This is a genomic window from Streptomyces daghestanicus, from assembly GCF_020521275.1.
GTDB lineage: Bacteria > Actinomycetota > Actinomycetes > Streptomycetales > Streptomycetaceae > Streptomyces > Streptomyces griseoviridis.
In genome coordinates, this window is record NZ_BNDX01000018.1 from 272,559 (window position 1) to 286,500 (window position 13,942).

Here is a 13,942-nt window from a genome sequence, read left to right on the forward strand (position 1 = left end):
ACGCGCCCGCGGTTCCGGGCTCTACCCGGGTCTGGTGAGGTGCCCTTCGCTCCTCGGCGGCCCCCTGGGCGCACCCGACGTCCCCGCGTTCCCCGGTGCCGCCGCCCGGCGCCGGTGGCACCCTGGACACATGCCCGAACTGCCCGAGGTAGAGGCGCTCCGAGAGTTCCTGGCCGAGCACCTCGTCGGCCGCGAGATCGTGCGGGTCCTGCCCGTGGCCGTCAGCGTCCTGAAGACGTACGACCCGCCGCTCACCGCCCTTCAGGGCCGCCAGGCCACGGCCGTGCGCCGGCACGGCAAGTTCCTCGACGTGGCGACCGACGGCGGCCCGCATCTGGTGACCCACCTGGCCCGGGCCGGCTGGCTGCACTGGAAGGACCGCCTGCCCGACGGCGTGCCCCGCCCCGGCAAGGGACCCCTCGCGCTGCGGGTCGCCCTGGAGACCGGCGCCGGCTTCGACCTGACGGAGGCGGGCACGCAGAAACGGCTCGCGGTGTACGTCGTCCACGACCCGGCCGAGGTGCCGGGAGTCGCCCGGCTCGGCCCGGACCCGCTCGCCGGCGACTTCGACGAGGCCCGCCTGGCCGCCCTCCTCGCCGGCGAGCGGCGGCAGCTCAAGGGCGCCCTGCGCGACCAGAGCCTGATCGCGGGCGTGGGCAACGCCTACAGCGACGAGATCCTGCACGCCGCGAGGATGTCCCCCTTCAAGCTGGCCGCGTCGCTCACCCCCGAGGAGCTGACCCGGCTCCACACGGCGCTGCGGGACACGCTCACCGAGGCCGTCGAGCGCTCCCGGGGCGTGGCGGCCGGCCGGCTGAAGGCCGAGAAGAAGAGCGGCCTGCGCGTCCACGGCCGTACCGGCGAGCCCTGTCCGGTGTGCGGCGACACCATCCGCGAGGTCTCCTTCAGCGACTCCTCGCTCCAGTACTGCCCGACCTGCCAGACCGGCGGGAAGCCGCTGGCGGACCGGAGGCTGTCCCGGCTGCTGAAGTGACTCCCGGTGGCCTACCGGGCGGACAGGACGACCAGCCGCTCCCCGCCCGACGTCCGCACCTCGCAGCGGGCGGTCCCGGACGGCCGCGGGGCCGCGCCGCCGCGCACGGTGGTGGGCCCGCCGCCCTGCGGGGAGCGCCAGGCGGCGACGGCCGCCTCGGAGCCGTCCCGGCCGACCGCGACCAGCCGGCAGGAGCGGGGCCCCGCGCCGTCCCTGACCTCCAGTTCGACGCCGCTGCCCCAGGGCCGGTCCGTCGCGGTCACCCGCGCCCGCACCCCCGACCGGGCGTCGGCCGCGGCGACCCGTACCGTCTCCGCGCCGCGCGCGGCGACGACCGCGGCGCCCGGCACGGCCACGGCGCACACCAGCGCCGCCGCCGTGGCGCACCGCGGCCCGCGCCGGGCGGCCCGGCGCCGCGCCGCCACCTCGGCCGGAAGCCGCCCGAGGAGCCGGGGCCCCACCGAGGCGAACGGGCGCACGACCGGCGGGGCCGCCCTGCGGTACAGCCCCAACTGCCGGGTGACCGGCCCGAATGCGCTCACCGCGGCCGTGCACCGGGGGCACCCCGTGGGTGGTCCTCGAAGCGGAACGCGTCCCGCTCGTCCAGCACGCCGAGCGCGTAGGCGCCCGCGTGGCGATGCCTCTCCAGGGACCTCATGCCGCGTCCTCGTACCGTCGGACGGGCCGTGCTTCCTTGCCCCACCCGTACGGAGCGCGCCGCCGAACCACTCCACGTCACCCGCGGCGGGCACCGGGGGCGTCAGAACAGGTGAATGGCGAGATGCCCCAGCGGCAGCCCCAGCTGCCACGCCGGTGTCCACACCTTGGGCCCCTCGTCCTCGCCCGTCCCCGGGGCGCCGCCCGGGACCGAGTTCAGGTCGGGAGCGAGCAGTTCGGTGTCCTGGAGCCAGCGCCAGGCCGCCCGGGCCAGCGCGAGGTCGGGGTCCGCGTCACCGGAGCGGCCGGCGGTCTCGGCGAGCCGCTCGCGCACCCACTCCCGCCACGGCTGGTCGTACGCCGTGAGGGAGAGCCAGGTCTCCAGCCGGGAGACGACCTCGACACCGCAGAGCTGGCCGTCGGTGTCGGACAGGAAGACGGTCAGCGCCAGTGCGTAGCGCCCCGCGCGGAACTCGAAGGACGTCGGCGGCATCAGATCGCCGCCGCGCAGCAGCTCGTCGGCGACGTACTCGGCGTACAGCCAGGCCATGGGGACGCTCAGTCCGTCTCCGCCGCCGTCCGTGCTCTCGTGACCTCTGTGCAGCATCCCTTCCTGCCTTCCTCCGGTGCGTGCGTCGCCCCACCCGGACCCCGCCGGGGTCCCGTCCGGAACACGGATGAGGACAGCCGATTACCCAACCGGGGTCCACGGCAAGGCGCTTTACGGAGGCTTGACCCGGCGTCCGGTTTCATCGCAGGTCGGTGGCGTAATCCGGCAGCACCCGGCGCAGGGCGCGAAGCGCGTAGAACGCCCGGGACTTCACGGTACCCGCCGGTATGCCCAGGGCCTTCGCCGCTTCCGCCACACTCGCCCCCTGGAAGTACACCAGCACCAGGACTTCACGGTGCTCCGGAGTGAGTGTCTTCACAGCCTCGCGCACATCGAGGGCGGCGGCGGCCCGCTCGGCGTGGTCCGCGCAGACCGGCGCGTTCTCCAGGGCCGCGTCGCCGATCTCGGGCGGGCGGGCCTGCCGGGCCCGCCGCGCGTCGATCGCCAGCCGCCGGGCCACGGTCAGCAGCCAGGGCCGTACGGAGGCGAAGTCGCCGGCGCGCAGGGCCTCGGGGTGCTGCCAGGCCCGGACCAGGGTCTCCTGCAACAGGTCCTCGGCGCGCTGCCGGTCGCCGTCGCTCAGCCGCAGCAGCAGCCCGAAGAGCGGCCGGCCGTGCTCGCGCTGGAGGGCGGCGAGCTCGTGCTCGGCGGTCGTCGTCCCGTGGGTGAGGGTGGTTCCGGCCGTCATGGCCGTATGGCATCGCAGGGTGCGGCCCGGGGACAGGGCGGGCGCACAGGTCTGCGGCGGACGGTCGATCGCGTCGGTGAACGGTTCGGTGAACGGTCCGTCCCGCCCGGAGTGCCCGCCGGACGGGCTAAGGGGCGTGTCGGAGCCGCGCGAACCGCACGGGATCTCCTTACCTCTTTGTGTGTAAATCTGATTTTTATCCGTGCGTGACCACACCGGGGTGAACGGATGATCACACGCAGCCGACAGGTGGCCCTGGCCCTCACCGTCGTCCTCGCCGCGGGCGCGGCCTGCCAGGCCCACGGCCACGAGCCGCCCCCGGCCGGCCGTCCCGCCCCGGACACCGGCGCCTTCACCCTGGTCGCCTCCGGGGACGTCCTGCCGCACGGCTCGGTCGTCGAGCGGGCCCGCTTCGACGCGGGCGGCACGGGACTCGACTTCCGCCCGATGCTGGCCGGCATCGCCCCCGTCGTCTCCCGCGCGGACCTCGCCCTGTGCCACCTGGAGACCGGGGACGGCGCCGCGTTCCCGCCCGAGATGGCCGAGGGCCTCGCCGCCACCGGATACGACGGCTGCTCCACCGCATCCACCGCCTCCGCCCCCACCCTCGACGCCCTCGACCGGGCCGGCGTACGGCACGCCGGGGCCGCCCGCACCGAGGAGGAGGCCCGCACGGTCACCGTCCTGCGGGCCGGCCCCGCCGATGTCGCCCACCTCGCCTGTTCCGGCGCCCTCGACGCACGGCGCGTCCTCGCCGACGCGCGGGCCGCCCGGGAGGCCGGCGCCGACGTCGTCGTGGTCTCCCTGCGCTGGGGCACCCCCTGGCAGGAGGAACCCGACGCGGGGCAGCGGGCCCTGGCCGGCGCGCTCACCGCCGCCCGCACGGCGGGGCGCCCCGACATCGACCTGGTCCTCGGCACCCGCGCGCACGTCCCGCAGCCGTACGAGAAGGTCAACGGCACCTGGGTGCTCTACGGCCTGGGCGACCAGATCGCCGGTGAGACGACCAACGACCGAGGGGCCGCCGACCCGCGCGCCCACCAGTCCACCCTCGGCCGCTTCACCTTCGCCCCGCCCGCCCGGCCCGGCGGACGCTGGGAGGTCACCCGGGCCGAGTTCGTCCCCCAGCTCTACGACATCGACGCCGGACGGGTGGTGAACCTCAACCGGGCGCTCGCGCAGGGCGCCGAGGTGCGCGCCGTGCGCGACCGCGTCCGGGACGTGGTGCTCGCCCGGGGCGCCGCCGCGGACGGGCTCGCCATGGGGGAGTGATCCCTGGGGGACCACGCACCTCCCGGGGGGTCACGGCACCACGGTCACGGGCCAGCGCCCCGCCTTCACCAGCCGGATCGCCACCGACCCCACGAAGCGATGCCCCGCCTGCTCGGAGGCGCCCACCACCACCGCGTCCGCCTTCAGATCGTCGGCCGCCTTCCGCAGCCCGTTGAAGGGATCGCCGCGGAAGGTGTGGAACTCCCAGCGCACCTCGAATATCCCCTTCACCCGCTCGGTCGCCTCCCGGATGTGGGCGACCAGGTCCTCCGCGACCTCGTCGGTCGTCTCCGCGACCGGCGCCCCCAGCGACGCCCCCGCCACCAGCATCGGCTGCACGTACACCACGGCGAGCAGTGCGTGCTGCCGCCGGGCCAGGCCACCGGCGTAGGCCGCGGCGCGGAACGAGGAGTCCGACCCGTCGACGCCGACCAGGATGACCCTGGGCCCGTCCGTGCCCCGTTCGAACTGATGGGAATGCTGCTGTTCCGGTTCCGTCACGCGGCGAGGCTATCGGACGGGGCGCACGCCCCCGACGCGTGCCGCCGCGGCGGGGCACGCGGCGGGTGTGCTGGGCCGGGCGGGTGGATTCGTGCCGCCGCCCCGGTGCCGTACTGGTGCGTCGGCCGGTGGCCGGGCGACTGATGAGTCATGAAGACGGATCAGTTGCTCACGCGGCGCGGGGCCCTGCTCGCCGGCGCCGCCGCCGTCGCGGCGGCCGGGACCGCCGGGGTCCTCGGGGCGGTCACCGGGACCGGTCCGGCCCGCCCGGCCGCCCCCGCCCCCGCCCCCGGCCCCCGGGCGCGCGGCGCGCTCCGGCCCTCCGCCTACCGCCTGCGCCCCCTGACCGGATACGGCCCGCCCGCCGCCGCCCCGGTCCGCACCCCGGTCCGGCAGGCACCCCTGCTGGAGATGCCCGGGCGCGGCCGGACCATGGTGCTCACCTTCGACGACGGACCCGACCCCCGCTACACCCCCGACATCCTCGACACCCTCGCCGAGTACCGGGTGCGGGCGATGTTCTTCGTGTGCGGCGAGATGGCCGTCGAGAACCGGGAGCTGCTGGCCCGGATGGCCGACGACGGACATGTCGTCGGCAACCACACCTGGTCCCACCCGCTGCTCACCCGCCTCGGCCGGCGGGAGATCCGCGCCGAGATGGAGCGCACCGGCGAGGTGATCGACCGGGCCGTCGGTGAGCCGCCGCGCTGGTTCCGGGCGCCGTACGGGGCCTGGAACCGCGCCGCCTTCCAGCTCGGCGCCGAACTCGGCATGGAACCCCTCGCCTGGACCGTCGACACCCTGGACTGGACCACCCCCGGCGCCGGCACCATCGTCGAGCGGGTCGAGGACGGCGCCGCCCCCGGCGTCGTGGTGCTCTCGCACGACGCCGGGGGCGACCGTTCGCAGAGCGTGCGCGCCCTGCGCTCCTACCTGCCCTCCCTGCTGGACTCCGGTTACCACCTCACCGTCCCCGGGCGGCGGCCCGCCTGAGGAAGCGTCGCCCGCCCGGCCGGAAGCCGGGTCAGCGGACCTCGGTCAGGCGGGCGAAGGCGACCACGTTCCCCGCGTAGCCGTTCTGCTTCGTGAATCCGCCGCCACAGGTGATGACCCGCAGTTCGGGACTTCCCTTGGAGGCGTACACCCGGTCGCCGGGGAAATCGTCCTTCTCGAAGACCTCGACGGCGTAGATCTCGAACACCGCGGTCTTCCCGTCCTCCCGGGCGATCTCCACCTTGTTCCCCTGCTTCAGGGCGCCGAGCCCGTAGAACACCGCCGGGCCCTGCTTGTTGTCGACATGGCCGACGACGACCGCGGTGCCCTTCTCGCCGGGGGAGACCGCGCCGGTGAACCAGCCCGCCAGATTGGGGTCCTCGGGCGGCGGCGCGCCCACCCAGCCGTCCGCGTCCAGCCCCACCGGTGTCATCGGCGCGTCCACCTGGATCGCGGGGACGCGCACCCGGGCCGGAACCGCGTACGGCAGCGGCGCGAGGGCCTTGGGCAGGGCGCCCTCCCCCGCGGGACGGGCCTCGGAGGCCGCCGCCGACGCCGGCTGCGGCGGACCCGCGTCGAATTCCCCCGAACCATTGCGAATGAGCGCGAGGCCGGTCAGCAGAACGAGCGCTATGACACCCCACGGAGCGCGCTTCCGGTGCCGCTCCTCCTCTTCGGCCAGTTCCGACGCAGACATTCGACATCCCCTCTCGACACAGCCGTCGCCGTGTCAGTCGCGCATACCGGAAACGCTAAGTGCCGCCCGGCGGCGCGGCGACGGGGCGGAAGCGAACGGGTGGCCGCGCGGCCCGCCGGTGCGCCATCCGGGGAACGGGGTACGGGAACGTTTTGACCGGCCGTGACCTGCGGTGACGTCCGCCGCCGTGGTACCGGCGCGGTGAACGCCCTCACCAGGACGGACCATTGCCGAAATGCGGTCGCCGCCGCGCCAACTGAGGGTTTCTCCGGGAGGCGCTTTCTCGCCGATCGACCGGGGACGGGTCCCGGGGCGTCTTCCGCGGAGGATCACATGCGTAACTCCCGTGCCCTGGCGGCCGCAGGCGCCGCCGTCGCCGTCCTCGGGCTCGCCGCTCCCACGGCCGCCGCGTGGGACACGCCGAGCAACATCGTGGCCCTGCCCAGCGTCATCGCCCGCGGCGGGCAGATGACCGTCACGGTCGACGGCTGCCCGCACGGCGGCACGATGACCTCGCGCGCCTTCCCGACCACCCACCTCACCCCGGTCCGGGGCGCCAACGAGACCTCCAAGGGGGTCGCCACCATCAACAGCGACGCCCGCCCCGGCTCGTACGACATCACCGTCAACTGCTCGGGCCGGACGCTGACCAGGCCGGCCGCCTTCACCGTCATCGGCGGTGTCCGGGGCGGTCTCGGCGGCAGCAACTCCAGCGGCGCCACCCCGACCGACATCGCGATCGGCGGCGGGCTGGTCGCCGCGGCCGTGGCCGGCGGCGGCGTGTTCTGGATGCGCCGCCGGGCCGAGCGGCGCGCCTGACCGGCGCCCCGCCTTCGGGGGGCGGGCGCCGCACAAGGACGGGACAGGACGTGGCCCCGGCTCCTGACGAGGAGCCGGGGCCACGTCCTGTCCCGTCCGCGGGTGCCTCTCCGTCAGGGGCCGTCCGTGCCGGAGCGGCGGCGGGAGAAGTGGTACGCGGCACCGACCGAGCCGACGACGAGCGCGGCCCCCAGTCCGATGTTCCGCAGGCCGAAGCCGGCCGCGGTGCCGCCCTCACCGGCGTGCACGCCCTTCTGCGGATGCCCGGGGTGCTCGCCGTGGCCGGGGTGCTCCGGCGGGGGCGGTGGCGGGGCGATGGTGCTGGGCGGCGGAGTGGGCGACTGGGTCGGCACCCCGCCGGCGATGGTCAGGCTCGCCGTCCCGGTCGCCCCGTCGCAGCGGAACAGCACCTGGTGGACCGCGCCCGGCTTGGCGTCCCAGTCGACCACCGCCCGGGCCGAGGTGTGCCCGGGGTGGATGGTGACCGGGTCGAAGACCGGCGCGGAGACCGTCGCGGGGCCCTTGCAGCCGCCGCCCTCGCGGTCGACCTCCAGGGTGACCTCGCCGCCCGGCGCGATCGTGGAGGGCCGGACGGCGAAACCGAACGGGGCGGAGCCGCCGCCCTGCCCGGCCGCGCCGGCGACCGGGACACAGGACGTGAGGGCGCAGGCGCCCAGCAGTGCGGCCGAAGCGACGGGTATCGCGCGCATGGAAGTTCCTCCGGGTCCCGAGGAGCAGCCGCGGACCTGTTTCCGTTCGCGTGGGACATGCACCTCGATGTCCGAAACGCTAGGAAGGCGCGCGGAGGGACGCGATCGCTGTCGCGCGAATGGGGCAAGGCTGTGGGCCGCCCGGGGGACGGCGCCGGTGCCGTCCCCCGGCCCGGCGTCAGGACGCGATGCCCGGGAAGAGCGCCAGGTACGGGCTGGTGGACGCCCCGAAGCCCCGGCCGTAGGGATCGTCGAAGTCCCAGATGAGGAAGAGGAGGAAGGCGATCAGCGCGGAGAACAGCCCGGCCAGCACCAGTTCCCGTGCCGTGCGTCGGATCTGGAGGGCGAAGACCATGCCGATGGTGACGACCCCTCCGATGATCAGCCCGAACCAGACCACACCGGGCATGGTCGACCCGGTCGACTCCGCCCGCGCGACCCTGGCCTGGTCGGCGGCGGTCACCTGGTCCAGGAGCGGCTGGTAGGCCTGCGCCTCGAAGTCGGACTTCGGCTCGTAGTCGGTCACGTCCGCGCGGACCCGGTCCAGGAGCACCGTGCCCCGCTCGGTGATGTCACCGGTCTCGGCCATGGCCGGCCACTCCTCGGTGACGACGTGTCCGACATAGGCATTGACATCGTCCCGAATCCGGTCGCGGATCTGCGGCGGGTAGACCCGGACCCGCTCCGAGACCTCGTGCAGCGCCACCGCCTCCGCCTGCACGTGGTCCTGGGCCGCGCTGCGCGCCTCCCAGACGCCCGCGATGGCGAGACCCAGGACGATGGCGTACACCACACCGATCCACATGGTCATGTACTCGATGACGTCCGGCGTCTCGGTGATGTCCTCGTCCTCGGCCGCCCTGCGGTGCCGGACGAAGGTGATGACGACCACGACGGCGCAGGCGGCCAGCATCGCGAGGGTGAGAACAAGCCATTCCGGCAAGGGGGGCCTCCAGGGATCAGCGCGGGCGCAGCGCTACGACGGCGACCAGCGCGGGGAGCGTGATGAGCAGGACGAAGACGAGCGGCGACATGGCACCGCGCGGGGTCCGCGGCCGGGGCGCCGCGGCACGGTGGCGCGGATAGCGCACCGGGGTCAGGGACGGACTCGGCGCCGGAGCGGACGAGGAGGGGGGTGCGGAGGGGGGTGCGGAGGGGGGTGGCGGCTCGGGCGCCGGGGTGACGCTCGGCACAGCGGCCGGCGTCCGGGTCGGCCGCGGGGGCGCCGGGCGCGGCGGCGCGGGCGGTTCGGGCTCGGGCGTGGGCCGGGCCGGCGGGGGCGCCGGGGTCCGGGAGGGCGGGGGAGTGGGCGGGGCCGGGGGCTTCGACGGCGGCGGCTCGGGCGGTTCCGGGGGCGTGGGTGTCGGCGTCGGGGTCGGGCTGGGCGGCGGGCAGGGCGGGAACGTGGGCCAGGTGCCCCGTCCGGTGACCGCCGCGGCCGTGAGGCCGTCCGGGCCGTTCGACACGTACGCGCACGCGTCCGCGACCGCCGGGGCCGCCGGTGCGCCGGCGGCGGCGAACACCAGCGTCACCAGGGCCAACGCCCGTCCTGCGGTGGCGGATCGGGTCGGTTCGGGTCCATGCACGTGGCGAATCATCGAAGGCGCGGGGCCGTGACGTGCCCCGGTGCCGGGGGATTGCTCCGAAGGAGGTACGGCATTCGTACACCTGTTCGTCGGACTCGTACTTGCGTACGGCCGGGGAAGAAAACACCGGCCGTGTTGAACACCGCCGTACGCCCCGTCCGTACCCCCTGCCGTGCGGCGGAGCGATCCCCCTCCGCGACCACCCTGGAAGGAGGGGGAGTTGGTGAGGTCGACGATGAGGACCTCGTGGCGAACGCCTCACTCGTGACGGGCGCCGCGGTGGTGCTGGTGCTGACGACGGCGTGCGGTCAGGACCGCGGCGCCGTCGGCGGCAGCCAGAACGTGGGCGCCACGGCCCGGCCCGGCGAGATCGGTGACGCCGGCGCGGACCAGGGGCTCGGCACCGGCGCCGGGGACGCGCGGTCGGCGAGCCCGGCCGCCGTCGCCGGCAAGCTCTCCGTCACCGCGGACGACGAACTCGGCGCGCTGGTGACCGACGGCGCGGGCCGCACCCTGTACCGCTTCGACACGGACACCGCGAAACCGCCCGAGGCGACCTGCAAGGCGGAGTGCGCCACCGCCTGGCCGCCGGTGCCCGCGGCCGACGCCCTCGCGGGCGAGGGCGTCGACGAGGACCTGCTCGGCGAGGTCATCCGCGCCGACGGCACCAAGCAGCTCACCGTCGGCGGCTGGCCGGCGTACCGCTGCACCAGGGACAGCGCCGCCGGTGACGTCAACGGGCAGGGCGTGAACGGCAGGTGGTTCGCGCTGGCCGCCGACGGCACGGAGGCGGGCACGGACCGTCCCGGCCTGGCCACCCGCGAGGACCCCCGGCCGGGCGAGATCGTCGTGACGGCAACGGCATGACGGTCTGCCGCTTCCTGACGGACGAGGCGTGGCCCGAGCCGGTGTGCGCGTGCACCGGCGCGTGTCTCGAGAAATGGCCGGTCGTCGTCCCTGTGGAGGCGAACGACACCAGGGGTGCCGAGAAGAAGGGCCTGATGAGCTTCACCGGGCCGGACGGCGCGGCCCGGCAGACCATCGACTGCTGGCCGATCCGCACCTTCGCCGGGGACAAGGCGCCCGGCGACCCCCATGGCCAGGGCGTGGGCGGCACCTGGTACGCCGTCGGCCCCGACGGGAAGCCGGTCAGGAAGCAGCGGCGGCGCACCGGGCCGCCCCCTCCGCTCGCGCGCGGAGGGGGCGGCCCCTCGTGCGCCCGGTGCGCGTGGCACGTGCCGCCGGGACGTGACCGGGAACGGATGGTCAATTTCCGTTTCCGCTCGCTCCTTTGGCGGGCGATCAGTAGCCTCTGCTCGAACACCGGATCGCCTTCAGCCTTGGAGAGCCAGATGGAGCGTCCCGCCTGGGCGCCGCGCAGCATCGACATCACGGTGCCCAGCGTGTCCCGGATCCACGACTTCTACCTGGGCGGTTCGCACAACTTCGAGGTCGACCGGGAAGCGGCCCGCCGGGCCATGCGGTCCGTCCCGGGGCTGCCGAAGATCATGCAGGCCGGCCGGGCGTTCATGCGCCGCGCCGTGCGCCACGCGGCCGGTGCCGGCATCACCCAGTTCCTCGACATCGGCTCCGGCATCCCCGCCTTCGGCAGCGTCCACGAGGTGGTCCGCCGGGTCCGGCCCGACGCCCGCGTGGTCTACGTCGACCACGACCCGGTGGCGGTCGCACACAGCCAGGCCGTCCTGGACGGCGACGAGCACGTCGACATCGTTGCCGCCGACCTGCTCACACCGCGCGACATCCTCGCGAGCGAGCAGGTGGAGCGGCTGATCGACCTGAATCGGCCGGTGGCCCTCCTGCTCGTTGCCATACTGCACTTCGTGGAGGACCGGGACGACCCGTACACGGCGGTGGCCGAGCTGACGAGCGCGCTCGCGCCCGGCAGCATGCTCGTCCTCTCCCACGCCGCGTACGAGGGAATGCCGCTGCCCCCCGAGCGGGCCAAGGGCGCGGTCGAGGTGTACAAAGACATCCGCAAACCGCTGATCATGCGCACGCGCGAGGAGATCGCGCGGTTCTTCGAGGGGTACGACATGGTGGAACCCGGACTGGTGCCGATGGCGTGCTGGCGGCCCGAGTCGGCGCCGGAGGACGAGGACCCCTACGCCTTCTCCGGTTTCGCGGGCGTGGGGCGTACCGCGTGACCGCGCAGCCCGACGGGCCGGACGGGCCGGAGGACAGACTCCGCCGGTTCGCGACGATCTGGAGCCGGGCCGTCTTCCCGGTCACCACGACCTCGTCCACCCGCCCCGAGTTCGAGGCCGAACTGCTGCCGCTGGCCCGCCGGCTGAGCGAGGTGCTGCGTGCCCGCGCCTTCGACGCGGAGGCGGCCAAGGAGGTCGGCGCGGCCCTCGTCGACGCCCACTGCACCGACCCCGAGGCGCTCAGCCGCACCCTGGACTGCGTCGACGCCTATCTGGTGCTGTACTGCGGCGAGGGCGGCGACCAGGAGGACCTGCGGGCCCGGTCGGCGCGGATGCAGCACGCCATGGCGGCCGGCTTCGCGCAGACGCTGCGCGAGCGCACCCTGGCCGAGCAGGAGGCCATCGCCCAGGCCGCGCTGAAGGCCCAGGGCGTGGTCGCCGCCGCGCTGCACGCCAGCGAGGCCCGCTTCCGCGCGGTCTTCGAGGGCGCCGCCATAGGCATCGGCATCGCCGACCTCGACGGCAACATCCTCCAGGTCAACGAGGCGCTCACACGCATGTTCGGCCTCACCGACCAGGCCATGCGCCGGGGCAACGTCCGGGAGTGGACCCACCCCGACGACGCCCCCCAGACCTGGCGGCTCTACGACGAGCTGGTGCGCGGCGAGCGCGAGCACTACCACCTGGAGAAGGCGTTCTACCGGCCCGACGGCACCGTCCTGTGGACCAACCTGACCGTCTCCCTGCTGCGCGACGCCGACGGCGACCCGCAGTACCAGCTCGCCCTCATGGAGGACACCACCGAGCGCCGGCTGCTCAACCTGCGGCTGCGCTACGAGGCCACCCACGACGCGCTCACCGGCCTGCCCAACCGCAGCTTCTTCTTCGAACGCCTGGAGAAGGCTCTCGGCGCCGGCGAGGGCCAGCGCTTCGGCCTGTGCTACCTCGACCTGGACGGTTTCAAGACCGTCAACGACAGCCTCGGGCACGCGGCCGGCGACCGGCTCCTCGTCGAGGTCGCCGACCGGCTCCAGGGCTGCGCCACCGCGCCCGGCGAGATGGTCGCCCGGCTCGGCGGCGACGAGTTCGTGGCGCTCACCACCGGGCCGGACACCGCCCAGGAGGTGGACGAACTGGCCGAGCGCATCATGAACGCGCTGCTCGCGCCGGTCAGCGTCGACGGCCGGGAGCTGACCGTGCGCGGCTCCATCGGCATCGTCGAGGGACCGGCGGGCGAGCGCAGCGCGGCGGAGGTGCTGCGCAGCGCCGACATCACCATGTACCGGGCCAAGTCGGCCGGCGGCAACCGCTACGAGCTGGCCGACCCGGAGGCCGACGCCCGCGCCATCACCCGGCACGGGCTGACCACCGCGCTGCCGGCGGCGCTGGAGCGCGGCGAGTTCTTCATCGAGTACCAGCCGCTGGTCCACCTCGGCGACGGCAGCGTGCGCGGCGCGGAGGCGCTGGTGCGCTGGCTGCATCCGCAGCACGGCGTCCTCGGCCCGGACCGGTTCATCCCGCTCGCCGAGCACACCGGTCTGATCGTGCCGCTCGGCCGCTGGGTGCTGGAGCAGTCGGTGCGGCAGGCCCGCGCCTGGCGGGAGCGGTACGGCGACGGCGCGGACCCGCTGCGCATCAACGTCAACCTCTCGCCCTGCCAGCTCACCCATCCCGGGCTGGTCCAGGACACGGTCGACATCCTGGAACGGGCGGGCGTCACCCCGGACGCGCTCTGCCTGGAGGTGACGGAGTCCGCCCTGATCGGCGCCGACGACGATCTGCTCAAGCCGCTGCGGAGGCTGGCCGAGATGGGCGTCGACATCGCCCTGGACGACTTCGGCACGGGCTACTCCAACCTCGCCAACCTGCGCCGCCTGCCGGTGAGCGTGCTCAAGCTGGACCGTTCCTTCACCCAGAGCATGCAGCAGTTCCCGGCCGACCCGGTCGACCTCAGGATCGTCGAGGGCATCGTCTCCCTCGCCCACGGCCTGGACCTCGCGGTCACCGTGGAGGGCGTGGAGACCGGCGCGCAGGCGGAACAGCTCCGCGTCCTGGGCTGCGACACGGCGCAGGGCTGGTACTACGCCCGTCCGGGGCCGCCGGACCGCCTCCACGAGCTGGCCCTGGTGGACACGACAGGCTGATCCCCCGGACGCGGGCACGCCCTCAGGGGCGCGGGGAACCGCGCCAGCGACCACGACGCAACCCGCACCCTGCGACGGGACGCGCGGGTCTCGTCGTGGCTGGTCG

The 13,942-nt window shown here is 74.7% G+C and carries 13 protein-coding genes and 2 pseudogenes; 7 read left to right on the plus strand and 8 right to left on the minus strand.

The features are described from left to right. Positions 1-130: 130 nt before the first annotated feature. The gene (locus Sdagh_RS33595) at positions 131-994 is read left to right on the plus strand and encodes an Fpg/Nei family DNA glycosylase (protein WP_189413919.1); all 864 of its coding nucleotides are present in this window, start codon (positions 131-133) and stop codon (positions 992-994) included. Between the two features lie 11 nt (positions 995-1,005). On the opposite strand, the pseudogene Sdagh_RS33600 reads toward Sdagh_RS33595, so the two are convergent. The 3 genes and pseudogenes from Sdagh_RS33600 to Sdagh_RS33610 form a co-directional block, all read right to left on the minus strand. Beyond that, positions 1,006-1,652: pseudogene (locus Sdagh_RS33600) on the minus strand (zf-HC2 domain-containing protein). A gap of 102 nt (positions 1,653-1,754) precedes the next feature. After that, a complete protein-coding gene (locus Sdagh_RS33605) occupies positions 1,755-2,258 on the minus strand; it encodes a hypothetical protein (protein WP_189413920.1) in 504 nt (167 codons plus the stop codon). A gap of 142 nt (positions 2,259-2,400) precedes the next feature. Then, complete coding sequence (locus tag Sdagh_RS33610) at positions 2,401-2,949, minus strand: sigma-70 family RNA polymerase sigma factor (protein WP_190010664.1); 549 nt, start codon at positions 2,947-2,949, stop codon at positions 2,401-2,403. A gap of 228 nt (positions 2,950-3,177) precedes the next feature. On the opposite strand from Sdagh_RS33610, the gene Sdagh_RS33615 reads away from it, so the two are divergent. Beyond that, entirely contained in the window at positions 3,178-4,221 is a 1,044-nt protein-coding gene (locus Sdagh_RS33615; RefSeq protein ID WP_189413924.1) for a CapA family protein, read from the plus strand. Between the two features lie 30 nt (positions 4,222-4,251). Here Sdagh_RS33615 and Sdagh_RS33620 read toward each other — a convergent pair whose 3' ends face one another. Beyond that, positions 4,252-4,722, minus strand: coding sequence for a universal stress protein (locus tag Sdagh_RS33620; RefSeq protein ID WP_189413926.1), 471 nt, complete (start codon positions 4,720-4,722; stop codon positions 4,252-4,254). A gap of 150 nt (positions 4,723-4,872) precedes the next feature. On the opposite strand from Sdagh_RS33620, the gene Sdagh_RS33625 reads away from it, so the two are divergent. After that, positions 4,873-5,715 carry a polysaccharide deacetylase family protein gene (locus tag Sdagh_RS33625; RefSeq protein WP_189413927.1) on the plus strand — a complete coding sequence of 281 codons (843 nt, stop codon included), beginning with the start codon at positions 4,873-4,875 and terminating at the stop codon, positions 5,713-5,715. 31 nt (positions 5,716-5,746) lie between these two features. Here the strand turns inward: Sdagh_RS33625 and Sdagh_RS33630 are convergent, their stop codons facing one another. After that, positions 5,747-6,412, minus strand: coding sequence for a class F sortase (locus Sdagh_RS33630; protein ID WP_189413929.1), 666 nt, complete (start codon positions 6,410-6,412; stop codon positions 5,747-5,749). Between the two features lie 333 nt (positions 6,413-6,745). Here Sdagh_RS33630 and Sdagh_RS33635 point away from each other — a divergent pair, with 333 nt between their 5' ends. Further along, entirely contained in the window at positions 6,746-7,231 is a 486-nt protein-coding gene (locus Sdagh_RS33635; protein ID WP_189413931.1) for a hypothetical protein, read from the plus strand. A 113-nt stretch (positions 7,232-7,344) separates the two neighbouring features. On the opposite strand, the gene Sdagh_RS33640 is transcribed toward Sdagh_RS33635, so the two are convergent. From Sdagh_RS33640 to Sdagh_RS36590, 3 genes are all read right to left on the minus strand, one after another. Further along, the gene (locus tag Sdagh_RS33640) at positions 7,345-7,941 is read right to left on the minus strand and encodes a hypothetical protein (protein ID WP_189413933.1); all 597 of its coding nucleotides are present in this window, start codon (positions 7,939-7,941) and stop codon (positions 7,345-7,347) included. 178 nt (positions 7,942-8,119) lie between these two features. Continuing rightward, positions 8,120-8,884 (minus strand): bestrophin-like domain, encoded by a 765-nt coding sequence (locus Sdagh_RS33645; RefSeq protein WP_189413935.1) that lies wholly within the window; start codon positions 8,882-8,884, stop codon positions 8,120-8,122. 16 nt (positions 8,885-8,900) lie between these two features. After that, complete coding sequence (locus Sdagh_RS36590; RefSeq protein WP_264201207.1) at positions 8,901-9,032, minus strand: hypothetical protein; 132 nt, start codon at positions 9,030-9,032, stop codon at positions 8,901-8,903. A gap of 730 nt (positions 9,033-9,762) precedes the next feature. Here Sdagh_RS36590 and Sdagh_RS33650 point away from each other — a divergent pair. The 3 genes and pseudogenes from Sdagh_RS33650 to Sdagh_RS33660 form a co-directional block, all read left to right on the plus strand. Beyond that, positions 9,763-10,678, plus strand: a pseudogene (locus Sdagh_RS33650) (SCO0930 family lipoprotein); the annotation flags it as partial. Between the two features lie 201 nt (positions 10,679-10,879). Next, entirely contained in the window at positions 10,880-11,692 is an 813-nt protein-coding gene (locus Sdagh_RS33655; RefSeq protein WP_189414371.1) for an SAM-dependent methyltransferase, read from the plus strand. Next, on the plus strand, positions 11,689-13,836 hold the full coding sequence (locus Sdagh_RS33660) for a putative bifunctional diguanylate cyclase/phosphodiesterase (RefSeq protein ID WP_190076430.1): 2,148 nt from the start codon (positions 11,689-11,691) through the stop codon (positions 13,834-13,836). The genes Sdagh_RS33655 and Sdagh_RS33660 overlap by 4 nt, the downstream gene beginning before the upstream one ends. Positions 13,837-13,942: the final 106 nt, after the last annotated feature.